This window comes from Candidatus Brachybacter algidus, assembly GCF_016707225.1.
GTDB lineage: Bacteria > Bacteroidota > Bacteroidia > Chitinophagales > Saprospiraceae > Parvibacillus > Parvibacillus algidus.
Window position 1 is genome coordinate 265310 of sequence record NZ_JADJID010000002.1, and the last position, 22350, is coordinate 287659.

The following is a 22350-nucleotide window of genomic DNA, read 5'->3' on the forward strand; positions in this document are numbered from 1 at the left end:
CTGATAACTTTGCAAAAATGGCAACAGAAGAAAATTTCTATAACTTTGTGCTTATCCAAGGAGAATTATTTGATTTATATTGTTGTTTGTCAGACACTAATATATTAAATATTCTCCTATTTTAAAACGTTAATTAAAAAAAAACAAGCCAATAATTGAACCTTCTTCTCTACACCAACAGTAAAGGGTTGCTGGCCACCCCCCCCCCCCCCCCCCCCCCCAGATTTAGAGGATAAAAACAGTAAAGCTAGCAATAAGCCAAGTAATTGGAAACACTTTTTCATGTACGTGGTAGTTTAGAATTAAGGGTAAAGGGGTAAAAAAACGGCATTTCCATAAGCTTTAATTACCTAAAATTGAAGCAATGTCAATGTCGACAATAAAGGTATTTTATTTTATTCTAAATTCCTATCAATCAGTCGATATATTGATCATTTATTTTATTTCTAAGATTGTGGTACCCTTTATATATAAATCACTATTTCTAAGAATAGTAAGCCACCCCATTTTATACCCCCATCCCATCTACCTAACGTCTTTCCAAGCGAAGCGAGGAATCTTTATGCTATAGGGATTTTCTTTTTTGGCTTAGTGCAATTTGTTTTACACACGATTTTTGAAGTTGGATGTTTGTCTATAAGTTAGTGTTGATCATTGTACAATATAAAAATTTATTGGGCGGATCAATACTATTTACTTTGTTCGACGTGGAAATATATGGACTTCAATCGTTAAATAATTGCACTTAATCATGAAGTGAGTAAGAACAATTTTAAGCTTGCTTTTACAACTTTTAGTATTTAATTACGCTACCAAAATATTTTGGTGATCAAATTACATCACTCCATCATTTCCTTTCAAATCCATACACCTTTTCCCTTTCATCTTCCTTGCCCTTCAATTTATTTAAAATGATCTGTGCTGCAATCATAGAAAAAGTAATTCCATTGCCGCCATAACCCAGTGCAAAAAGCATGTTTGGATAACCCGGATATTCTCCGATGTAAGGAAGCCCGTCCTTAGTCTCACTAAAGGTGCCACACCAAGCCATTTCGCATTTTAATTCGATGTCAGCAAATAGTGTTTTAAAGGTAGCAAGGAGTTTGTCAGTTTTACGCTGAAGCAATGCATCCCTCAATTTTTCATTCTTAAACTTAATGTCCTCCCCACCGATCATGATGCGATTATCATTTGTGGTTCGAAGATAAAAATAAGGTCGGGCGGTCTCCCAAATCAACGATTCTTCATGCCACAATTCGTCCTTCCGCATTGGTTCCGAAACCAAGGCATAAGTGCTGAGTAAATTCATTACTTTTTTTGGAAGAAAAGCACCCGCCTCAAATCCTGCCGCCACAATGAGGTATTTGCATTTTATATATTTTTCTGAGGTAGTGAGGAGTTCATACCCATCAGATGTAGCTTGATGTTTTTCAATTTCGGTATAAGGATAAAGATCCAGACCATTTTTCTCATGATGATGACGGATGAGACCTGAAGCGGCTTTGTAAGCATCCAGCTGCCCGGAGACATTGTTGTAAAGCCCACCTTTACGGTCTATATTATAGGTATCTTTAAGATCCTCCTGAGACATATATTCTACAGGAAGGCCATATTTAATGCGCGCATCATATTCTTTTCCGATCTCTTTTAAACCCTTTTTATCTGAAGCAACATAAAGACTGGAACGGCGCTCGAATTCTGCATCCACCTTTGTTTTTTTAAAGACATTTTCGAGGTCAGTGATGGATTGTAGGCAGCCTCGGTAAGCTGTTACCGCTGTGCGTTCGGTTACTTTTTTCAATAACTGGTGCAAGGGAACATCGATCTCGTACTGTAGCTGCGCTGTACTCGCCGCAGAACTTCCCGTCCCGATAGACCTCTTGTCGAATATGGCACATTTAAAGCCATGACTACACAATTCATGTGCCACCAGTGCTCCTGTGATCCCCGAACCGATGATGGCGACATCTATTGAAATGTCCTGTTCAAGTTCATGCACATGATTAAATAAAGGGTTTTTGACCAGCCAATAGGGAAATCCAGCGTATAAATCCATGTGTAATTGTTAGGTATTAATTGTTAATTGTTATTGGTGGGAGGACTTGAAGACATGAGAAATAAATGAGGAAAAAAGGAAAAAAGTTCCTGTTGAAAAGGATAATTGTAGTCAAATTAATGAATATTAGATTGTTGAATACAATGCCAATTTGCCTAATTACTATGTATTAAATTCACAATTAAAATTTATACAAATATCCTATTCTTATGACCTGAGTTTCATAATAGTCTGCACTTTTATAATTAAAATTCTCAGCTATGATCTCCTTTTTAATTCTCATAGTATTTAATAAATCTGTACCATTGATAAAGAATTCACCCTTACCGTTCTGAACAGATTTCTTTATTCCAACATCCAACGAAAATCTTGACCCAATTTTTCCTTGTGGAATGATATCAGGAGCAAGATATACAAGGGAAATCTGAGCATCCAATTTCTTCGTGAAATGAAATTGATTATTTAATTTAATATTTCCTGAATAAACTTTTTGTTGCACGGCAGAAAAAGTATTAGGAACAGGATATAAGTTCTTCACACTAAATGCATTGATCTGATTGTAATAAACATTTATATTCAAATTCATTGAATACATTTTCGTCATATCCTGACCCATTATGATTTCAATTCCTGAATTTAAACTTTTCCCCGCATTCTGAAATATGGCATAAATCATATTATCATCGGAAACCGAACTCAATATTCTGGTAATGGTGCCCTTCCCCGTCCTGTGATAAAGTGCTGAATACAAATATCCATTTCGCCAATTTCTCTTATACCCCAACTCCAAAGCAGTCGTAAACTGTGGTCTTAGGGCAGGATTGCCTACTTTTATAATTTCGGCGTCATCATACTTTGGAAAAATTCTAATATCGACCTCATTCGGTCTGTCCACTCTTCGGTTAAAAGAAACAGATAATTTATTTTGATCGTTTAATTTATAGCCCAGACGAATATTTGGAAATGGTTGAATGTAATTATATCCATCACTTTTATATGTATTATGATCAGGATTAACATCATACTGCAAATCTACATACTCAAGTCTTACCCCTACTTCAGCTTCAAACTTTTTATTCTCAAATAAATAATTACCATATACCGCGGGGATTATTTCACTATAAGTTGCCCAGCCCCCGGCATTAGTATCCAAAGGTGAATTAAGTCCGGGAAAAAATTGCATATTAGTTGGGATATTCCTTCTGCGCAATTTAAGGCCGGTTTCTAATTTCCCATACCTTAAAGGTTTGGAATAATCGACATTTAAATCTGCGACATGTTCGTCGGACAATAATTTAAAAGCATCCTTTCCTGTATAGTCCTGTAAAATATTATTAAAAAAGTACTTTTCGTCCTCTCTATGAAAGGTATAATTTAAACCAATATTCAAAAAGCGACCCGGTTGACTAAATTTGTGTTGAAATGACGCAGTTGCCATTACAGTCGTCTTTAATTCATCTTCCAAAAATTGCCATAGCCTCCTTCTGGAAGTTAGATCTTCATTAAAGAAAGGTTGGTCACCACGGTCGATAATCTTTTCACTACCAAATAAGCCTGAAACAGTCAATGTGTTTTTTTCATTAAAATTCCAGTCAACACCGGCTTTGCTTGTAAAGAAATTGGTATTTCGATTTCTTTTTAATTGTTGCTTTGTGATATCACCGTTATCATATTTCCTGGTTATAAACTCATTTTTATTGAGCGTATGTGTATAAAGATTGTTCACCTGGATAAACAAATTCTGCTTACCTTTTCTGTAATTTAAAGAAAGAGAGGGATTAATTTTTGGTGTGTATTGATATTGAGGTCTGATCGAAGGTAAATTTTCTTTTTTTAACCACAATGCTCCAAGTCCTCCGGACAAACCTACCTTTCCATTGAAGCCCTCCTTCTTATTCTTCTTTAGTATAATATTGATAATACCTGCATTGCCATTTGCGTCAAATTTTGAAGAAGGATTATTAATAATTTCAATTCTTTCAATAGCAGAAGCAGGTAGATTATCAAGTCCTGATTGGCTACCAAAGCCGGTTAAAGCGGTTTGTTTGCCATCTATCAGCGCGGATACCTTTTCATTTCCCCTCAATAATACCTTTCCATTGTCAATAGAGACACCGGGCAAATTCTGAAGTGATTGCAATACAGAACCGCCACTTTGGCTGATATTATCCTGAGTAGAATAAGTCCTGACATCCAATTTATTGTTTATTTCATCTTGTTTGGCAGTAATAATTACTTCGTCCAATACCTGCATGTTTTCAGCTAATTCTATCGTACCCAGATCAAGATAATCTGACAGACTGCCGACAAAAACTTCCTTTCTTAGCGTCAAATAGCCAACAAAGGAGATCTCTAAATAATAATTACTGGAGGAAATGTTTGCAATTGTAAATCTGCCTTGGTCATTGGAAACAGAGCCTGACACAAAAGAACTGTCCTTTGCATTCATAAGTACTACATTTACATAAGGTAAAACTTTATCTTCTGCCGCATCTTTTATGATCCCGGAGATAGCAATGGAAGATACTTGGGAATAGATATTAGATACTGACAATGGGATAAACAGCATTGTCAGCGTGAAATATTTTATCATTAAATTAATTATTTTTATTCAATCAAATTTCCATTAGTATCAAAAATTTTGTCTCCCGATTTTAATTCAACTTCGTACGTGATGACACCATTAAAATCAATGATCTCAGCTACTTCCTTAATTTTTTCATTGGGATGATTTTTTTTCAAATACGATTGAATAGCATCCGGAAGTTGATTCTGGCTGATTTCACTTTCTATTTCTAGGATTTTACCGGATGTATCCAATAAAGCTGAACTTTCGATCTCATTTTCTTCAAATTCCGCTTCATAATTTAGATTTTCTTTCTCCCATTTAACTTTTGAGACAGCCGGATACTTAGTTTTAAACGCGGCTTTTACAGCTTCCGGAACGGCTTTCTCACTTAGTTTTTGAGCATTTAAACACAATGAGATTGAAACAAATATTAGCATTAATATGTGCTTATACATAACTTGAATATTTTAATTATTAATTAATTGTGTTGCAAAGTTGATCATTGATTCTGTAGAAATATTGAATTATTTGGAGAACTCATGATTTTCTTTTATGTCAAAATTTAATTAGAGAAATAGTGTAATTAAAATTCTTTCATAATGGGATCCCTTCTACCCCATTTATATTGATGTGTCCAATAACTTGCCTTCATAGACAAATATCCTATGCCAGCTCCAACAAGGACATCACTTATAAAATGTTTGTTATTGAACATTCTCAAAGCACCAACACTGCCTGCAATGCCATATGATAAATATGGCATCAATTTGAACTTGTATTTATATTCTTCACTCAGAAAAGTTGCTGCTGCGAATGCTTGGGCTGTATGGCCTGAAGGAAATGAATGGTAATTAGAAATATCCGGGCGCTCCTGGTGAATAGAATTCTTTAAAATATAGACAGTGCCAAGCATTACTAATTCACCTTTTATCAAAATTACAGTTCGGTTGGTAAAATCGGTTTTTGACTTTATACCAAATGCATCCAGACCATATGATATTGCAATGGGCGAAAACTGCAAATAATCATCGACATGGGTTTTGAAATTTGGAATATGCTCATTTCTTTCTTCTACTATCTCGTTTTTTATAGACTCTGTGCGGTTACTATTCATGAGTATTCCGGAAAAAATTAATCCAGCTGGAACGGATAATTGTTTAAAATTAAATTTATCCTTACCCTTTTCAATTTGAATTTTACTACTATCACCATCAATTATTACGCTCGTAAAGCAAAATGATTCATTCAATGAAATCGTTAGAATCAAAATAATAAAATAAATTCTTGTGCAATATCTATCTAAAATTTTCATTTAATTATTCTTTTAAAGAGTTAATTCTCCTAATTTACTTTGTAATTAAAACTATATTTTGAAGCTGATTTTAAAATGATGTAGATGGTCGGCGAAAGTATATTCAATAGAGCTCTTCTGTTTTTTACATATTTCATATATTATTGCCAACCCTAATCCATTGCCTTTATTATTGTGTGAATTTTTCTTAAAACGAGCATATAAATCCCCTTCATCTAATGCCTGAACTCCCGAATTCGAAATTAACAACAAACCTTTTTTTAACTCTATACTTAACTCTCCGTTCAATGTATTATGTGTAAATGCATTGAATAATAAATTATTGATCATAATTTCAGTCAAAACACGATTACCTATTACGGTGACATTCTCTTCCATTGCAGTGTGTATAACTATGTTTTTATCTACCCTAAGTTCCTTAACAAATTCAAGCGCATTTGCTACGAGTTCACTTATGTTGACTTCTTCACGTGCCTCAAACTGGTTGTTTTCAATTTTAGCCAACAGCAGCAAATTTTTGTTTATTCTAGAAATTCTTGAAAGTGCCACATTGACTTCTTCCACGATATTATATTGACGATCGGTAAGTGGCTCCTTTTGGACTAGCAGGTCAAGCTTATTTTTAATAATTGCTAAAGGTGTTTGCAATTCATGTGAAGCGTTCTCGGTAAATTCTTTTTGGGTTTTATAGATGGAAATATTTTGATCAATTAATTTATTCAATACTTCATTTAATTCTTCGAATTCAATTGTACTTGATTTTTCAAAATCGATATTCGTTTCTTGGCTTAATTTAAAGGATTTTAATTTTGTGAGCGTATTATTAAATGGTGACCAAATCTTTGTTGATAGCCATCTATTTATCGCAAGAAAGCCAATGACTAGTATAAAGAAAAACAACAAAGAGACCATTGCTATCACGACTACCGTTTCTTCTGTTTCCTCTACATTGGTTTCAATGGTCAATAAATACGGAATTTTATTAATGGTGATAGATTTGGCGAGCCCCCTGAATCTATCAGTGTCCTCAGTTTCAGAATACAAATTAGTTGCTGTGCTTGTATAAGTTGAGTCAATAGCAGGAGTATTAAATTCCATCTTTTCAAGCCGTGAACCTGCCTGGAGCTTATTCCAAATAAATATAGTTTTATCTAATTCATCTTGTGAAAGGTGAATATTATTCATTTCTTGCGCAGTACGGTCGGCAATTATTCGATTGTGCTCATCCAATTCATTTAACCAGATTTTGTCTACTGTATAATAATAAAACGGGATACTTATTGAAAAAACAATTAAAGAATAAATTGCAAATGCCTTGAGGGTTTTATTTAGTAATTTATTCATGCTTCCCATCTGTATCCTGTGCCATACACGGTTTTTAAATAATTGCCGCAACCGCCTTCAGATAATTTCTTTTTGAGGTTTTTAATGTGCGCATATATAAAGTCATGGTTGTCCAGCATGTCGGCAAAATCTCCTGATAAATGCTCGGCAAGTGTACTTTTAGAAATGACTTTGTTTTTATTGCCAATGAAGTAAATGAGGAGATCGAATTCCTTTTTCGTAAGTGTGATTGGATTTTCATTGATGAGGATGGTCTTCGCCAGCAGATCTATATACAATTCGTTCTGCTGTATTATATTATTATTTCCGAATTGCTTCCTTCTAATAATAGAGAAAATCCTTGCGGCTAATTCCTGTAGATGAAAAGGCTTGGTTAGATAGTCATCTGCACCTATTTGTAATGCCTTAATTTTATCATCCAGGGCATCTTTGGCAGAAATAATGATCAGCCCTTCTTCTTTTCCTTGCTTTTTTAGCATTTCAAGAATATCCATTCCACTGCCATCCGGCAACATTAGATCCAGTAATATGCAGTCATAACTATAGTTTTCTACTTTTTCCAATGCCATGGCAAAGGTTTCTGCGAATTCGCATATATAGTTTTCTTCAGATAGATAATCCGAAATACTTTTAGCTAATGCCGCTTCGTCTTCAATTATAAGAATTTTCACGATGCAAAATAAGGAACCAATTTTGAATTAATTTGGAATATGTAACGTATTATTGATACTATCTGAAAAGAAAGTTAAATTAATAAAATATTTCTGCCGATTTCCGCTTACAATTTATTGTGTATCCTTTATTTTAATTGTTTCAAAAATTTCAAAAACGCCTTTTCTGACTCCACATGCATTTCCTTAGTTAATTCCTTGGTTTTTAAAGGTTTTAGGATTTTGTCCAATTTTTTGGCTTCATAGGAAGTGATTAAGCCCGGGTGTATGTAGTACTTTTTACTTACAGTACGCGTATTTCCAAGTCTTGCAGCCACACCATCTATGATGGATATTATGTTTTTCTTACAATCACTATCACAATCAAAGTCCTCCGTCACAGCCATTAATTCAAGAGCCATGATACATCCTGCCCATGTCCTGAAGTCCTTACTTGTAAATTCCTCATGCATATGAGTTTTCAGATAGTCATTGATATCCCCCGAATCCAATCTTTTTATTTCACCATTTTCATCATAATATTGAAATAATTCCTGGCCTGGCAACTCTTTGACATTCTTCAGCAAACGAGAAAGAGACTTGTCTTTAAATTTAATTTGTTGTTTTACTCCTTTTTTACCAACAAATTTGAAGAAAGTTTCAGCGCCCGAAATAGAGACATGTTTATTTTTTAATGTTGTTAATCCATAGGATCCATAGGTTTTTTCATACGTAGAATTACCTGCTCTTATTGCCGTTTCATTCATCACACTCAGAGCGATTGCAATTACCTTTTCACGGGTTAGCGTCCTTTTTCGAAGGTCTTTTATTATTTGTTTACGAAGCGCAGGGAGTTTTTTTCCAAATTCCAGAATGCGACCAAATTTATTGTCATTTCTGACTTTGGACCATCGAGAATGATAACGATATTGTTTTCTTCCCTTGACATCGTATCCTGTCGCTTGCAAGTGACCATTAGGATATGGGCTGATCCAGACATCCGTCCATGCAGGTGGGATGACTAGGCCTTTGATGTGATCTAATATTTCCGGATCCTTAATTTCTTCCTCTTTCGTATCCAGGTAAATAAAGCCTTTACCTTTCTTCTGCCTCGAATATCCTTTTTTGTCGGAACTCACATACCGCAATTTCATTGCTTTAGCAATTTCTTGGGGAGAAACATTTACATCTACCATTTTTACTCATTGTGAGAGTTTCAACGTAGATTTAAAAAAAATAGTTGCCTGAATAGATAAAAGATTAAGGCATGTTTTATTTATTAATAAATTACAAATTTCTCCTCCAATCTCGCTATTTATAACGACCTTGTACCTAATCCAACTGCAACAATGAAAATAACAAGAGAAGTTTTAATACATATTTGTAACAGATTTCTAGAGGAGGAAATTAAGGTGGAGCATGTGCATGACTTTGCCTGGAATGCTCTTACTTCTGACAGCATGCAATGGGATGAGGAAGATGAGATCATCAACGAAACGCTGGAAGAATGGTCCAATGAAGCAAAATACTATGTGATCAATAAGGACAATATGGAGCTTTGGAAGAAGATTTTGATGCAGGTGGTTAAGAAGCTTTGATTTAATTGAAAATGGAGAATTGAAAATTGAAAATGAGGTGGAGAAGGGGCATTGTTGATTGGAGAAGATTCTAGATTATTTTTTAAAGCTTATGGCTTATGGCTGATAACTAATGGCTGATAGCTAATGGCTGATAGCTAATGGCTTTGTTAGACGCAATATGGTATTATATTTTCAAAACAGCAGATGAATTGAAAATGGAGAATTGAAAATTGAAAATGACTCGAAGAATGGGGATTGCAGATTGGAGAAGATTCTAGATTAATTTTTAAAGCTTAAAGCTTATGGCTGATAGCCGATGGCCTTGGCCTGCAATAAATTGCATTTGTGTTTTCAAAACTGCAATTGTATGGTATTGAAGTTTATTCCCAAGCCGAGTATTATTGAATAGATTATTATCCATCAAAAACCTTGTACACCTTTAACTTTCCTTAAGTATCCTGATATACTGCTTTACTCATATACTATCATACTCCGATCTTTTCATCCTCTCAACTAAAATTCTTCTCCCCTGTTTATCTTCAAAAAAAAGAACATGACAGAACGTAAAATGAAGGTGGAAATATGGAGTGATATTATGTGTCCTTTCTGTTACATTGGAAAGCGGCATTTTGAATCAGCTCTAAAGACCTTTGACAATTCCGGAAATATAGACATCGAATGGAAAAGCTTTCAGCTAGATCCAACGATTCCTGAGGACATCAGTGCCGATACCACAGTCTATGGATATCTTGCAGAAAGAAAAGGCGTTAGTGTCGAACAAGCAACACAAATGCATGAGGGTGTTATGCAGATGGCGCAAGCTGCCGGTCTTACCTACAATTTTGACATAGCAAAAGTAGCCAACTCGATGAATGCACACCGAATGATCCAAATGGCTAAAAGCAAAGGATTGGGCGATGCGGCGGAAGAAAAATTGTTTCAATCATACTTCACAGATGGCAGGAATTTTGGAGATACGAATGACCTCGTAAAAATGGGCGTAGAAATCGGACTTACAGAAGAAGAAGTAATGGAATCTTTAAGCAATGACGACTATGCTTATAAAGTAAAACAAGATATTCAGGAAGGTGAAAAACTTGGTGTGAGGGGCGTTCCCTTTTTTGTTTTCGATAGAAAATACGGGATCTCAGGCGCACAACCTATTGAGGCTTTTTCACAGACTCTTGAGCAATCATTTGCTGAATGGTCAAAAGAAAATCCCGTACAAAAACTTGAAATAATTGATGGGCAAGTGTGCACTCCTGATGGTAACTGTGACTGATCAGCGAATAATGAATAATGAATAATAATTTGCTACGGAGGATTTCCCACTTTGGAGGGCAGTTGGGGAGGTCTTTACAATAAATTTCAAAGTAAACTTTGTTGACGCCCCGACGTAGTTAAAACTGCGCCGAACCTCACGATCTTAGCTTTAATACCGAATGGAAATTCGTAATAGTCCAATTAAATTTGGACAAACGACTTTCAGCTCGGTATTATACGGCAAAATATTGGTCAATTATATTATTCCGTTTCGTATAACTTTAAATTTGTACATCGTTCGATGTGGAACGTTGAGCGTAGGTTAACCTACGTTCTGGTGTCTGCAAAATTTATTTTGCGTATAATCAACTTAAAATCAAATGATTATTTTACTTTTATAGCTAAGGCTTTTAATGAAAAAATACTTATTTATAAACCCTAGCTCAGGGTGTCACCAAGGTTTCACTTTGAAATAAACGAAAAAGATGTGTATAAACCCTAGCTTTGGAGGGGGATGCTACGAAGCCTTTCCCCCTTTGGAGGGGGGTAGGGGGAGGCCTTAATAATAAATATCAAATTAAAATAAATACATGTCAAAAAATCCTAAAGTCCTCAAAACCGAAATCCTCTCCGACAATTGGTACATCCTCAACAAAGTCACTTTTGAGTACGAAACAGCCAGCGGCGAAAAGGTAGTTCAAACAAGAGAAGCATATGACCGAGGAAATGGCGCCACCATTATGTTATATAACAAGGAAAACAAAACTGTCATTCTCACACGACAATTCAGGCTTCCAACCTTTATCAATGGAAATCCGTCTGGAATGATGATAGAAGCAATTGCAGGATTATTGGATGCAGACAACCCTGAAGATTGTATAAGAAGAGAAACGGAGGAGGAAACAGGATACAAAGTAACAGATGTTCGCAAGATTTTTGAAACTTACATGTCGCCGGGTTCCGTCACAGAGATATTGCATTTCTTCATCGGCGCTTATACAAAAGATATGAAGGTGAATGATGGTGGCGGCATCGATGGAGAAAATATTGAAGTAATGGAGGTGGCATTTGAAGACGCAATGAATATGGTCAAAAGGGGGGAGATCAAAGATGCGAAGACGATCATGTTGTTGCAGTATCTGAAGATTAATTCGATCTTGTGAGGTATATATAGTGTTGTAAATTCATAATATAATCTTTGAAAGAATCTCACCCCGGCTTTGCCACCCCTCTGCAAGAGGGGAAGTATGGCCTTCGTTATCGTTAATTATTAAAAGTTTCTGGAATCGAATTTATTTCAAAACATTTTAAAATTCATATAATAGTGTAACTCAATTATTCATCAAATTAATTATGTCGAATTCAATACTTTTAGGACACTGAAAATAATTATCAATGAAAGTATTCACCCTTCTAATTTTTCTTTTTTTCAATCTCTACTTACACAGCCAATCCCGTCCTTCTGTCCCAGGCAGAAACGCTGTCTCCTTCGAAATTGGAAAAAATGGATTGGTTTTTAATCTATCCCTGGACCATAAAGTCCAAAATAATAACTTTGGATTTAAGGCAAATATAGGATCGAATCTCGGTATAAATACAATCTCAATTATGACTGGTGCAGGAGGGTATTACTTGTTTGGAAATGATAAAAAGTTTTTTGAATTAGGCTTGGATATCTATTATTACTACGTAGACAGTCCTCAGGATGATGTGGTAGGTTTGCCAATATTTTTTCCAAATAGCGATTCAAATACGCTCTATCCTAGTTTAAATATTGGCTACAGAAAATACAAAAGAAAGGGAATCTTTAGATGTGGCTTATCACCCGGTTATATCAAACCCTATTTCATTCCAGGGGCTTATGTGAGTTGGGGCTTTTCTTTTGGCAAGGAAATGTGATTTACAGATTTTTAATTAAGTGATTTTTTTCAATACATATGAGTATATTTGGACTCAATTCATGCTCATCAATAAAGAAAATTACTCGATGTTGAAAATTCTATTGATTGCGTTAAGTTGTTTTTTTGCTTTTGGTAGTTTTGGCCAGGAACTGACTATTAAAAGAGATTCCCAAATAAAATCTTTTAAAGAAAACTCGGTTTATTTTATCGTGCTTTCAAAGGTCAAGTCATATAAAAAAGACAGCTGTTGTAATTATACTGAAGCATTGGGAAGCATTACTTCTATTGAAAAGGATAGTTTGGGAATGAGTTTACAAACCTTCTCTAAAAGTAATGTTCTAAAGGAAACCGAAGTTAATTACATTGATATATCATGGGACAATATTTTACAAAATAAAATAGCTAAAAGCGACATCCTATATTTCAAGAATTACAAGTCTTTCAAAAGTAAAAACCTAAAGAAAAAATTGTCAATTTACGGATCAATTTTAATGTTATCTACCGGCGTCACAATGTTGAATACGTTAGTTATAAAAGATAAAGTCTCAAGACAAAATCTCTATAAATTGAGTGCTCTTCAATTGGGTTGTGGATTGACACTAGCTATAATTGGAAGTAAAAAGAGGCATTATATTACAGGCTACAACCGATCCTGGACCATCACAAATTAAAATAATCAAATATGTCGACCTTAGGTACAAAAGACAATCCCTGGAAACTAAAAACACCACCACAGACCTCTGAATACGAAATGTATCTCGATGAGAAAGACGGACGCAAAGTCATCGTCTGTGTCGTCGGCAAGACTACTTTGATGTATGATCAGCGATGCCTTGAAGATCTACAAACCATGTTGAAAGACCACGGAGACTGGATGGAACTTGGCAGTGCGGATGAACAAAAACCCGCAAAGGAAGGAACGGTAGAAGCATGGGGCCGCTCAGAAACAAATCCTGTCGGTGGATGGTATGGTTTGAAAAAAGGGCTGAGAGGAAGATTCGGTATGTACGTTCCGCCTTTGATGGAAGTACTGGGGCTTGCTGAAGTCACTCATGATGCCAGAGGAAATAAGATGAAAGCGCTATAAAGAAAAAAGATACAAGTCAATTGACTCGTATCTTTTTATAAAATTTGAAGGTTAAAGTCTATTGCTCTAACGAATAATCATCATTTAAAACCTCTTTCCTATGCTCACTCCCACCCTTGGATAAGCATATGAACCATCATCATTTGCATTAAAATTTCTACCAAGTCCACCAAAAAATTCGAAAATAATACTTTTCTTAATAAGGAATTTACCTCCTATGGCGACTCCGACTCCAAATCCAGTTTCATCCGATATTGTATATGAATAACCGCCATTCCCTTGGTATACATAACTTTCTACTTCCTCACTCAAATACGCCAGGCTTCCCTCAAAGAAGAACCCTGAAGCTCTTTTACTACCTACATAAAGTCGATAGTATGGCATGATCATGTAATTATAAGGCAATAATTGATTGTTGTCAATATTGAAATTGACCGATATTCCCAAGCCTGAATTTTCATTGAGCAAGCGTTCGTAACTAATTTCAGGATTACCTAGCACAAGAGTAAGTGCATTAACCTTTATCTCATTAGAGCGCAATTTTGTATCATCCTGAGCGTAAGTCATCGTGGCAGTAAGTGCGACGCAAATAAGCAAAATTAATTTTTTCATATTTCATATTTTGTTTGTATGTAAAGGTAATTTATTTATATAAAGTGCCATAATTGTTTAAATCAATTATCTCACGCTGAAATTTATCCACAATGATCAATATCATTATATATCTTTCTTAAAATTTTTATAAAACTAACCACATGAAAAAAGAAATATCCATTGAAGCATATATGTCTGCTCTCGACCACCCATTAAAAGCTGTCGTCGAATTATTGAGCACAATTATTCTAGGAGTAGATGATACAATTGCTGAGCAAGTCAAGTGGAATTCCCCGGCATTTTATTATACTGGAGAGATGGCGGAATTTGACCCTAAAGAATATAAGCGAGACATTGTAGTATTGAATTTGCACAAAAAGGATAGTGTGTTGATGGTCTTTCCGACGGGGGCAAGAATAAATGATTCAAGCGGATTACTTGGCGGTAAATTCCCGGATAGTAGAAAAGTTATTAAGTTTTCAAGTGTGGAAGAAGTGAATGACAGGGCAGAAGATTTGAGGAATGTGGTGAGGGGCTGGCTGGAAACGGTGGAGTGAACGGCAACTGGTAATGGGTAATCTGTGATGGCATAGAAAAAGATTTTCTGAATTTTAATAGCGGATCTATTGCAACAATAGGATTGGCGAAGGAGAAGGCGGAATTAGTGGTGAATGTTTAAGAATTTTAGCCGAAATGCATTTGAACATTAATCATGAATATTTCTGACTATTGACTTTGGAATTCCTGCCACACTGCTTCAACATTAAGTAAATTGCTTCCTCCAACTAAGTGAAAATTATAATACCGAATATAAATTCGTAATAGTCCAAATAAATTTAAACAAACGACTTTCAGCTCGGTATTATACGGCAAAATATTGGTCAATTATATAATTCCGTTTCGTATAAGATCAATTTGAAAATTGTAATGTCCCTACCTCTGAATCATCCGATCACCCGATAATTCCATCACTGCCCCATCCAATTAAAAAGTAAAAACATTAAATAAGCCATCAATACGCATACAGGAAGTGTCAATACCCACGCAATTGCAATATTTACCATCGTTTTCTTCTGTAGGTTTTTAATACCGCCCGAAGCTACCATACTACCTGCTATACCTGAAGATAACACATGAGTCGTGCTCACAGGCAGGTGGAAGAAAGTTGAAAGGCCTATGGTAGATGCAGCTATAAGTTCCGCAGTGGCTCCTTCTGCATAAGTTAAATGTGTTTTTCCGATTTTCTCACCAATGGTGACTACGATCCTTTTCCACCCGACCATGGTGCCAAGACCGAGACAAGTCGCGATCATAATTATTACCCAGATAGGTGCGAAATCTGTAAATCCACTAAGCGTGGACATTTCGTGCTTAAGAATAGATTTACTGGAGGAATCGCTAAAAACTTCCGGATCTTCTACATACCTTTTTATACTTTTGGAAAGAGATTCTATCCTTTTTCTGATCTCAAATTTTCTAGTTTTAGCGACACCTTCATTATTGCTTACGATATCAGTTTTTAATTCGCTGATAATCTGAATACTTTTGGCCATTTCCTTTTCAAGAATGTTGTCAGGTGCAGCCTTAGCTATTACGGCTTCAATTCTATTTAGTGAATTAATAGCCTTGGACTGATCGAAATTTTCATTTAATGCATAATGTGAAGGAATAAATGCCATAAGCACTACCATCATCAGTCCAACTCCTTTCTGTCCGTCATTACTTCCATGAAAAAAGCTCACTAATGTACAAGTGGTGATCAACAAAGCTCTGACACCACGAGGCGGCTTTTCATCTCCGACCGGACTCTGAAATAATGACTTCATCTTCAGCATCTTCTTTAGCACAAACATGAGCATGATGGCAAGTGTAAACCCAAATGCAGGAGATAGTAAAAGAGATGCTCCGATATCTTGTGCCTTCGCCCAGTTTACTCCATCACTTGAATACATCGTAGCAAATCCTAAGCCAGCGCCAAGAATAGCACCTATTAAAGTATGTGAACTACTGCACGGGATACCTAGATACCATGTCCCTAAGTTCCAGATGATAGCAGAGAGGCATATGGCAAGTACTATAGATATATTTACATTTAGTGACTGCATGAGCAGGTCATTAAGCGGAAGCAACTTCACAATACCCATAGCTACGCCTACACCACCCAACAGGACACCCAGGAAATTCATCAATCCGGACCAAGCTACTGCCACCATTGGTTTGAGGGCATTGGTGTATATGACCGTCGCTACTGCATTTGCTGTATCATGAAAACCATTGATAAATTCAAAAACGCATATGCAAACAATGCAGCCAACGATTAAGGCCGCCGGTAAAAGGGGTAGTTCCTGTATGTATTCAAATATCATAGGGCAAAGGTATTATTCCAATATTAAGGAATTGTTAAGTTTTAAGGATTATTTATTATTTTTTTGCTCCCGCTCCCATTGCAACACCATCGGTATGTACATATCATAACTCCCCATCCCTGCGGCTACTCCCTGACTTTTCAGAAATAAGTCATAAAATTTATCTCTGAGTTCAGGTATAAGATCTGGATATTTATTCATTTGTTTTCTAATATTGACTATATCCTTACGGACATCTTTACTTACAAACTGTGTAATAGTATTGGTCGCTATAGAATCCTCGTAATAACATGCAGCCCTAAGGCCTCTCCAGAAACTCAGTTCGGCTGAATATTTTGTCAAAGCATCACCGGATTTTTGACATGCAATATAACCAATAAAATTCGCACTTGCCTCATTCGCCACACCAAATGTGTGCGCCAGTTCATGCATGGATGTAAATGGAACCTGGATCGGATGCAGCCCCGGGTCAATGGTTGGCCTTGAGATGACAAAGTTGTAAAATCCGGCTGTCCCAAATCTCAATAATATTCCCATGGGAGCAGCCATTAGGATGGAGGATGACCCTTTAATGTTGTAGCCAAGAGGCCTTAGAACTCCTTTGATAGATGTTGACCACAAGTCTTTCTTAGAAGTGATGATGCCATCGTTGACCAAACTATCTATATTTAAAATTGAATCCCTCAATTGCCCAAGTTTGATCGTATGCAATTGGAAAGATTCCATCATTTCCTCCTTACTTAATGTATATTCATTCTGTATCATCTTTTCTTCAGGATTCCATGCAAAATAACTGAAGCCCCACAGCCAATAAAAAAGCACTAATAACCAAAGAATAGGCTGAAAAATGTTTGAAATAAGGCGGAGGATAGATGATGGTTGTTCTTTAGATCTATGATGTCTGAAATAGGAGAATATAAGGATGGCCCAGAAAAGGAGGACAACTACTAAGGAAAATGTATTGAAGGCCCTTCTGATCCATGAAAAGATACCGGCATTGTATACACGAAAAGTAAGGTCGGGGTTGAGATTAAAGATAATCCATGCAAGCGCTGTGGCTATTAAAGCAAAAAATAACTCCAGTGAAATGTATTTTTTCATATGCCGCATGAACCTTTTATATGTTCCTATGTTTCAACAAATGTATTTAAAACAACCAAAAAATAATTAATAAAATGGCATTCGAATTCACAGATGGCAATTTTCAGGATCAAGCTTTAGGAAATGACGGTTTAAAAGTAGTTGACTTTTGGGCAGAATGGTGTGGTCCATGTAAGGCTATCGCTCCAATCATAGAAGATCTGTCTAAGGAATATGATGGCAAAGCGACTATCGGTAAACTTAACGTAGACGATAATCCTGAAGTGTCTTTCAAATATGGTATCAGAAGTATTCCTACTATTCTTTTCATCAAAAATGGTGAAGTAATAGAAAAACATGTAGGCGCTGCTTCCAGACAAGTGTTGGCTTCTAAAATAGAGGCAAACTTATAGTTTGAAATTCAGTAAAAAAATAATCCCTTACATTGACTCGTTAGTGTAAGGGATTTTTTTTGCTTGTAAATTGGCGTTAGTAAATGAAGGTCAGGCAAGTTTATTTTCTTTACATTTGTATTTAAAATCTTTTATGGCTAAAGTTATTTCTAAAGATAGAGTGAGTTCAGTTTCTGATGAGGTTCGAATCAACTTGTTGCTAGTTCATTTCAAAGATGAATCACAGGTGCACTTTATTTACGCTCCCCATTTGGACCTGACAGGTTACGGTGAAAATTTGGTTGAAGCGAAAAAATCATTTGATGTTGTTTTTCAGGATTTTATAGATTTCACTATAGAAAATAAAACACTTACAAAGGTTTTGAATCAGTTAGGTTGGAGAATCAAGTCAAATTCTAAGGATCATCCAGAATTATTAACTCCGGGCATAGAAACTATAATTGGTCAAAATGAATTTGTTTCAGAGATATTTAATAAATATTCTGTCAAAACTTATCATCAAAAAGTAAGCCTTCCTTTAGTCGCCTAAATTCAGATTCATGACAATTTCTAAGTTGTCCAATATACCATTAAAAGACTTTCGTCGTTTTCTTAAAAGTCAGGGATTAATTTTAGATAAAAACTCTAAAGGAAGGGGAGGACATGAAAAGTGGACCAACAATGAACTTTTGAGACCCATAACCATTCAATCTCATATCGATCCAGTACCTGAATTTATAGTAAAACAAATATTAAGGTATTTGAATATGGACAGAGAGATTTTTATTGAACAAATGAATAAGTTATAGATTGACCTATACTATACATTGAGTAAAATCCTTTAGTTTTAAATGTTTAAATTTGTTGACTTAAAATTATAAACCGATTTGGAGAAGAATAAAAAAAAATTTGATGCAGTTAAATATATGCGTCAACAAAGAGACAAGCTAAGTCAAAAGCTGTCAAGTAAGTCAAAGGAAGAAATCTTAGCTTATTTCAATAAACTCAAGGTTGAAAATACCGTTAAGCCTTGCAGTTAGTATTGAAACCGAATTTTTCCTCGCCCATTTTTCATTTTTCATTTTTCATTATTCATTATTCATTAACACCATGACTTTATTCGATTCTGTAGATCTTAAACGACACACCAACCTTGAACTCATCGCTCAGAAGGTGGTGGAAGGCTTCATCATAGGTCTGCACAAGAGCCCTTTTCATGGATTCTCCGTGGAATTTGCTGAACACCGATTGTACCAGCCGGGAGAGAGTATTCGTAATATCGACTGGAAAGTCTATGCCCGTTCGGATAAGTTCTTTACCAAAAAATATGAAGAGGAGACCAACCTCAGAGCCCGTATCGTGATAGATATTTCCTCTTCTATGTACTTTCCAGGAAAGGAAGTTGACAAGGATGTGAAGATGAATAAACTGCAATGGTCATGCCTTGCAGCTGCTGCATTGACGCATTTACTAAAAAAACAAAGGGATGCTTTCGGACTCACGCTTTTCGATGAAGGCCTGACCTTCCACTCTGAGGTTAAGTCCAACAGCGCCCACCAGCAACTAATCTTCTCTACCCTGGATAAATATGTCTACAACGAACAGGTAAATAAAAAAACAGCTGCCACAGAATCCCTGCACCTGATCGCAGACGCCGTGCACAAACGTTCACTGGTCATCATCTTCAGTGACATGCTTGAACATCCGGACAAGATGGAGCCAATGTTCGACGCACTCCAGCACCTAAAGCACAATAAACACGAAGTCATCCTATTCCACGTCATGGACGCAGCCAAAGAACTACACTTCGAATTCGAGAATCGCCCATATGAATTCATAGACCTTGAAAGCGGTGAAAAACTCAAACTCCAATCCAACGAATTAAAGAAAGAATATTCCGCCTTTATGACCAAATATGAGGAAGAACTCCGCATGAAAGCCATGCAATATAAGATCGACTTTGTTCCTGCCGATATCAATCAGGGTTTTGATCAGGTGCTGCAGAGTTATTTGATTAAGCGGAGTAAGATGAGAGTTTAGGTCAATGAATATTGAATAGTGAATAATGAATAATGAGAGCGGGCAGTTGCTCTAGATTTAGTCTACAGGCGATATTGGGAATGTTGAATGTTGAATTTTGGATTTTGAATGCTGAAGCGCAGTGGAAGTCCCGCCCTTGGTTCGGGATTGAATGAAGCTCCGATTAAGCATTGCGATAATTAATATTGGATTTCGTTCTTTACTCTTATAAAACTCAATCATTTCCGCGTTCAATAGCCTATGGATTTATACATGGGAAAAATGATTAACAATGAATAATATTCAAGAATTTGTTAGAGTACATTTATCATTTTAAAGTTAAATTACAGTCCAAATTATATTCCATGAAGAATTCAAAGTCGTATCTTTTAATGTTGGCCTTTGTGATCTTTTTTAGTCTGAAAGTAAATTGTCAAGATACGTGCAGACTTCGAAGTCAAAAACCATTAATAACATATTACTCTTTTCACGGTAGAACAGACAAATCCTATTCAATTGTAAAGGAAGTGTTGTCGAGTGTGAATAAAAAAAATCATTTTTATTGGAATATAGACTTTGAACCTTCCAGAAAAGAAATGTATAGAATAGGCAAAGTGTACACTAAAAATGTAATAGAAGACTTTGATTTATTTTTCGAAATAAACGAATTTAAAAAAGCAAAACAAGCAGTATATACAGGTTTTTCTAATGGTTGTAGAGGCTTGGACTTTGAATTTTACGAAATTCATTTCGCTAATGAGGAAATAGCGCAAAACATTGAAAAACTTTTCCAGATAAAAAACAATGATATGGAAAACACAAAAAGTAAATCAGTTTTCATAAGGAATAAAAACCGGATTTATAGTTTATCCTATTTTTGGGGAAGCACTTTGGATAAAGATGTTTACAATGATAGTAATATTGTTTTTGAGGAACTGAAGAAAGCAATAAAAGAATTTTCAAATGTGAAATTTTAAGATAATTAATATTGGATAGCGGATTGATGTAAGGACTAGAAATCAACTCCAATAAATACTCTAAAATCTTCGCGTTCAATTGCCTTTGACTTCAGTCATGGGGAAATAATGAATAACATAACTATTTTGAAAAATAGCTAAGCAAATAAAAATTATTGTAATTTTTATTTGCATATAAATTATCCAATAGGAATAAGTTCTTAAATTATTGTTGCGCATTTATATCTGTGCAGCTAGTCGAAGTTTTTAACTTCGACTAGCCCTTCCGACAAGCCTCTTGTGCCATTGACGTAATTAAACCCCAAATAACAATTAATAATTAACAACTAACAATTATTATCTACAGCTTCCAAATCACCCCCAGCCTCAAAAACGCCGCCGTATATCCAATATTCAAACCGGGATTGAAGAAAATATCCACGTTTTTGACACTTCTCATCACATAAAATGAAGTGGTGAAATTGATCGAACTATTGATAAAATCTATCGGATCTTTTACATCAATAGGATCTGCATATTCACCTCCCGGCAAATCTCTGAATTGCCTTAGTGTTGGCCTGTTGAAATGATTATATTCATAGGCCATGTCGAAGCCTATTTTCTTACTTCCCATTCTGCAGCCCATAAAGGCTCCGCCGAATATCTGAGTGGGACGGGATCTATCTTTGTAATTAATCTTATTTGTATAATCGAATAAGGAGTAATTATTAAATTGTTGCCCTACACCTATATGAAGTTCCATGTACATTGCGTCGTCTGCTCCAAAGTCAAAAAACATTCCAAGTTGAGGTCTAATTGCTATTCCTTTCATTTGAAAATTATCCTCAATAAGTATTTGCTTATAAACTCCTGTATTTAATCCTGCGAAAAAATGTTTACTAAATGCGATATTTCCATTGAATGCAATTCCATTCCTTATACCTGACTGTTCGACTGCCACCTGTACATTTGCCTCCCCTTTATTAGAATAGAAACCAGGGTCGTGTTTAGAAAGATATTGGCCTGGGACAACGGAGCAGGATTGTAGAATAAATATCAAATATAAAAGTACGGGTAAGTTTTTCATCATCATAATTTATACTTTTCATGACGTAATACAAATTAATTTAGTTAGTATTATTATGTTTTCCTCTAAGCATAGACCCAGAAAAATTATAACC

General features: G+C 35.5%; 23 protein-coding genes. 12 read left to right on the forward strand and 11 right to left on the reverse strand.

Features of this window, described 5'->3' with window-relative positions:
* Positions 1 to 847: 847 nt before the first annotated feature.
* The 7 genes from IPI15_RS06960 to IPI15_RS06990 all read right to left on the reverse strand — a co-directional run bounded on the left by IPI15_RS06960 (position 848) and on the right by IPI15_RS06990 (position 9127).
* Entirely contained in the window at positions 848 to 2056 is a 1209-nt protein-coding gene (locus IPI15_RS06960; RefSeq protein ID WP_287400248.1) for an NAD(P)/FAD-dependent oxidoreductase, read from the reverse strand.
* 181 nt (positions 2057 to 2237) lie between these two features.
* Positions 2238 to 4649 (reverse strand): TonB-dependent receptor, encoded by a 2412-nt coding sequence (locus IPI15_RS06965; protein WP_287419690.1) that lies wholly within the window; start codon positions 4647 to 4649, stop codon positions 2238 to 2240.
* Positions 4650 to 4663: 14 nt separating this feature from the next.
* A complete protein-coding gene (locus IPI15_RS06970) occupies positions 4664 to 5080 on the reverse strand; it encodes a PepSY-like domain-containing protein (protein WP_287400253.1) in 417 nt (138 codons plus the stop codon).
* A 128-nt stretch (positions 5081 to 5208) separates the two neighbouring features.
* The gene (locus IPI15_RS06975) at positions 5209 to 5937 is read right to left on the reverse strand and encodes a phosphatase PAP2 family protein (protein ID WP_287419691.1); all 729 of its coding nucleotides are present in this window, start codon (positions 5935 to 5937) and stop codon (positions 5209 to 5211) included.
* Between the two features lie 51 nt (positions 5938 to 5988).
* On the reverse strand, positions 5989 to 7281 hold the full coding sequence (locus tag IPI15_RS06980; protein ID WP_287400257.1) for a sensor histidine kinase: 1293 nt from the start codon (positions 7279 to 7281) through the stop codon (positions 5989 to 5991).
* Positions 7278 to 7952, reverse strand: a complete 675-nt coding sequence (locus tag IPI15_RS06985) for a response regulator transcription factor (RefSeq protein ID WP_287400258.1) — start codon at positions 7950 to 7952, stop codon at positions 7278 to 7280. Before IPI15_RS06985 ends, IPI15_RS06980 begins: the two co-directional genes overlap by 4 nt.
* 128 nt (positions 7953 to 8080) lie before the next feature.
* Entirely contained in the window at positions 8081 to 9127 is a 1047-nt protein-coding gene (locus IPI15_RS06990; RefSeq protein WP_287400260.1) for a DNA topoisomerase IB, read from the reverse strand.
* Between the two features lie 153 nt (positions 9128 to 9280).
* Between IPI15_RS06990 and IPI15_RS06995 the strand changes: the two genes are divergently transcribed.
* The 6 genes from IPI15_RS06995 to IPI15_RS07020 all read left to right on the forward strand — a co-directional run bounded on the left by IPI15_RS06995 (position 9281) and on the right by IPI15_RS07020 (position 13762).
* Complete coding sequence (locus IPI15_RS06995) at positions 9281 to 9529, forward strand: hypothetical protein (RefSeq protein WP_287400263.1); 249 nt, start codon at positions 9281 to 9283, stop codon at positions 9527 to 9529.
* Between the two features lie 535 nt (positions 9530 to 10064).
* Positions 10065 to 10793 carry a DsbA family oxidoreductase gene (locus tag IPI15_RS07000; RefSeq protein WP_287400264.1) on the forward strand — a complete coding sequence of 243 codons (729 nt, stop codon included), beginning with the start codon at positions 10065 to 10067 and terminating at the stop codon, positions 10791 to 10793.
* A 571-nt stretch (positions 10794 to 11364) separates the two neighbouring features.
* Positions 11365 to 11937 (forward strand): GDP-mannose pyrophosphatase NudK, encoded by a 573-nt coding sequence (gene nudK, locus IPI15_RS07005; protein ID WP_287400266.1) that lies wholly within the window; start codon positions 11365 to 11367, stop codon positions 11935 to 11937.
* 232 nt (positions 11938 to 12169) lie between these two features.
* The gene (locus tag IPI15_RS07010; RefSeq protein ID WP_287400267.1) at positions 12170 to 12673 is read left to right on the forward strand and encodes a hypothetical protein; all 504 of its coding nucleotides are present in this window, start codon (positions 12170 to 12172) and stop codon (positions 12671 to 12673) included.
* Positions 12674 to 12761: 88 nt separating this feature from the next.
* Positions 12762 to 13346, forward strand: a complete 585-nt coding sequence (locus tag IPI15_RS07015; RefSeq protein ID WP_287400269.1) for a hypothetical protein — start codon at positions 12762 to 12764, stop codon at positions 13344 to 13346.
* An 11-nt stretch (positions 13347 to 13357) separates the two neighbouring features.
* Entirely contained in the window at positions 13358 to 13762 is a 405-nt protein-coding gene (locus IPI15_RS07020) for a DUF6855 family protein (RefSeq protein WP_287400270.1), read from the forward strand.
* 84 nt (positions 13763 to 13846) lie between these two features.
* Here the strand turns inward: IPI15_RS07020 and IPI15_RS07025 are convergent, their stop codons facing one another.
* The gene (locus IPI15_RS07025) at positions 13847 to 14374 is read right to left on the reverse strand and encodes a DUF3575 domain-containing protein (RefSeq protein ID WP_287400271.1); all 528 of its coding nucleotides are present in this window, start codon (positions 14372 to 14374) and stop codon (positions 13847 to 13849) included.
* Between the two features lie 143 nt (positions 14375 to 14517).
* Here IPI15_RS07025 and IPI15_RS07030 point away from each other — a divergent pair, with 143 nt between their 5' ends.
* Positions 14518 to 14913 carry a DUF1801 domain-containing protein gene (locus IPI15_RS07030; protein WP_287400273.1) on the forward strand — a complete coding sequence of 132 codons (396 nt, stop codon included), beginning with the start codon at positions 14518 to 14520 and terminating at the stop codon, positions 14911 to 14913.
* 411 nt (positions 14914 to 15324) lie between these two features.
* Here the strand turns inward: IPI15_RS07030 and IPI15_RS07035 are convergent, their stop codons facing one another.
* A complete protein-coding gene (locus IPI15_RS07035; RefSeq protein WP_287400274.1) occupies positions 15325 to 16722 on the reverse strand; it encodes an inorganic phosphate transporter in 1398 nt (465 codons plus the stop codon).
* 48 nt (positions 16723 to 16770) lie between these two features.
* A complete protein-coding gene (locus IPI15_RS07040) occupies positions 16771 to 17823 on the reverse strand; it encodes a DUF3810 family protein (RefSeq protein WP_287400275.1) in 1053 nt (350 codons plus the stop codon).
* A 74-nt stretch (positions 17824 to 17897) separates the two neighbouring features.
* On the opposite strand from IPI15_RS07040, the gene trxA reads away from it, so the two are divergent.
* The 5 genes from trxA (at position 17898) to IPI15_RS07065 (ending at position 21190) form a co-directional block, all read left to right on the forward strand.
* Positions 17898 to 18215, forward strand: a complete 318-nt coding sequence (gene trxA, locus IPI15_RS07045) for a thioredoxin (RefSeq protein WP_287400276.1) — start codon at positions 17898 to 17900, stop codon at positions 18213 to 18215.
* 133 nt (positions 18216 to 18348) lie between these two features.
* The gene (locus tag IPI15_RS07050) at positions 18349 to 18744 is read left to right on the forward strand and encodes a hypothetical protein (protein ID WP_287400278.1); all 396 of its coding nucleotides are present in this window, start codon (positions 18349 to 18351) and stop codon (positions 18742 to 18744) included.
* A gap of 10 nt (positions 18745 to 18754) precedes the next feature.
* Positions 18755 to 19003, forward strand: coding sequence for a type II toxin-antitoxin system HicA family toxin (locus IPI15_RS07055; protein ID WP_287400279.1), 249 nt, complete (start codon positions 18755 to 18757; stop codon positions 19001 to 19003).
* Positions 19004 to 19304: 301 nt separating this feature from the next.
* On the forward strand, positions 19305 to 20234 hold the full coding sequence (locus tag IPI15_RS07060; protein ID WP_287419692.1) for a DUF58 domain-containing protein: 930 nt from the start codon (positions 19305 to 19307) through the stop codon (positions 20232 to 20234).
* A 344-nt stretch (positions 20235 to 20578) separates the two neighbouring features.
* Positions 20579 to 21190 (forward strand): hypothetical protein, encoded by a 612-nt coding sequence (locus IPI15_RS07065; RefSeq protein ID WP_287419694.1) that lies wholly within the window; start codon positions 20579 to 20581, stop codon positions 21188 to 21190.
* A 340-nt stretch (positions 21191 to 21530) separates the two neighbouring features.
* Here the strand turns inward: IPI15_RS07065 and IPI15_RS07070 are convergent, their stop codons facing one another.
* Positions 21531 to 22256 carry a hypothetical protein gene (locus tag IPI15_RS07070; RefSeq protein WP_287400283.1) on the reverse strand — a complete coding sequence of 242 codons (726 nt, stop codon included), beginning with the start codon at positions 22254 to 22256 and terminating at the stop codon, positions 21531 to 21533.
* Positions 22257 to 22350 lie beyond the last annotated feature (94 nt).

What these genes read in the sequence shown, in the direction of transcription:
- IPI15_RS07070 (WP_287400283.1), bottom strand. Translation starts at nt 22,256, where the DNA reads ATGAAAAACTTACCCGTACTTTTATATTTGATATTTATTCTACAATCC.
- IPI15_RS07065 (WP_287419694.1), top strand. Translation starts at nt 20,579, where the DNA reads ATGAAGAATTCAAAGTCGTATCTTTTAATGTTGGCCTTTGTGATCTTT.
- IPI15_RS06960 (WP_287400248.1), bottom strand. Translation starts at nt 2,056, where the DNA reads ATGGATTTATACGCTGGATTTCCCTATTGGCTGGTCAAAAACCCTTTA.
- nudK (WP_287400266.1), top strand. Translation starts at nt 11,365, where the DNA reads ATGTCAAAAAATCCTAAAGTCCTCAAAACCGAAATCCTCTCCGACAAT.
- IPI15_RS07060 (WP_287419692.1), top strand. Translation starts at nt 19,305, where the DNA reads ATGACTTTATTCGATTCTGTAGATCTTAAACGACACACCAACCTTGAA.
- IPI15_RS07015 (WP_287400269.1), top strand. Translation starts at nt 12,762, where the DNA reads ATGTTGAAAATTCTATTGATTGCGTTAAGTTGTTTTTTTGCTTTTGGT.
- IPI15_RS06980 (WP_287400257.1), bottom strand. Translation starts at nt 7,281, where the DNA reads ATGAATAAATTACTAAATAAAACCCTCAAGGCATTTGCAATTTATTCT.
- trxA (WP_287400276.1), top strand. Translation starts at nt 17,898, where the DNA reads ATGGCATTCGAATTCACAGATGGCAATTTTCAGGATCAAGCTTTAGGA.
- IPI15_RS07030 (WP_287400273.1), top strand. Translation starts at nt 14,518, where the DNA reads ATGAAAAAAGAAATATCCATTGAAGCATATATGTCTGCTCTCGACCAC.
- IPI15_RS06965 (WP_287419690.1), bottom strand. Translation starts at nt 4,649, where the DNA reads ATGATAAAATATTTCACGCTGACAATGCTGTTTATCCCATTGTCAGTA.
- IPI15_RS07020 (WP_287400270.1), top strand. Translation starts at nt 13,358, where the DNA reads ATGTCGACCTTAGGTACAAAAGACAATCCCTGGAAACTAAAAACACCA.
- IPI15_RS07035 (WP_287400274.1), bottom strand. Translation starts at nt 16,722, where the DNA reads ATGATATTTGAATACATACAGGAACTACCCCTTTTACCGGCGGCCTTA.
- IPI15_RS06990 (WP_287400260.1), bottom strand. Translation starts at nt 9,127, where the DNA reads ATGGTAGATGTAAATGTTTCTCCCCAAGAAATTGCTAAAGCAATGAAA.
- IPI15_RS07040 (WP_287400275.1), bottom strand. Translation starts at nt 17,823, where the DNA reads ATGAAAAAATACATTTCACTGGAGTTATTTTTTGCTTTAATAGCCACA.
- IPI15_RS07025 (WP_287400271.1), bottom strand. Translation starts at nt 14,374, where the DNA reads ATGAAAAAATTAATTTTGCTTATTTGCGTCGCACTTACTGCCACGATG.
- IPI15_RS07010 (WP_287400267.1), top strand. Translation starts at nt 12,170, where the DNA reads ATGAAAGTATTCACCCTTCTAATTTTTCTTTTTTTCAATCTCTACTTA.
- IPI15_RS06995 (WP_287400263.1), top strand. Translation starts at nt 9,281, where the DNA reads ATGAAAATAACAAGAGAAGTTTTAATACATATTTGTAACAGATTTCTA.
- IPI15_RS07055 (WP_287400279.1), top strand. Translation starts at nt 18,755, where the DNA reads ATGACAATTTCTAAGTTGTCCAATATACCATTAAAAGACTTTCGTCGT.
- IPI15_RS07000 (WP_287400264.1), top strand. Translation starts at nt 10,065, where the DNA reads ATGACAGAACGTAAAATGAAGGTGGAAATATGGAGTGATATTATGTGT.
- IPI15_RS07050 (WP_287400278.1), top strand. Translation starts at nt 18,349, where the DNA reads ATGGCTAAAGTTATTTCTAAAGATAGAGTGAGTTCAGTTTCTGATGAG.
- IPI15_RS06975 (WP_287419691.1), bottom strand. Translation starts at nt 5,937, where the DNA reads ATGAAAATTTTAGATAGATATTGCACAAGAATTTATTTTATTATTTTG.
- IPI15_RS06970 (WP_287400253.1), bottom strand. Translation starts at nt 5,080, where the DNA reads ATGTATAAGCACATATTAATGCTAATATTTGTTTCAATCTCATTGTGT.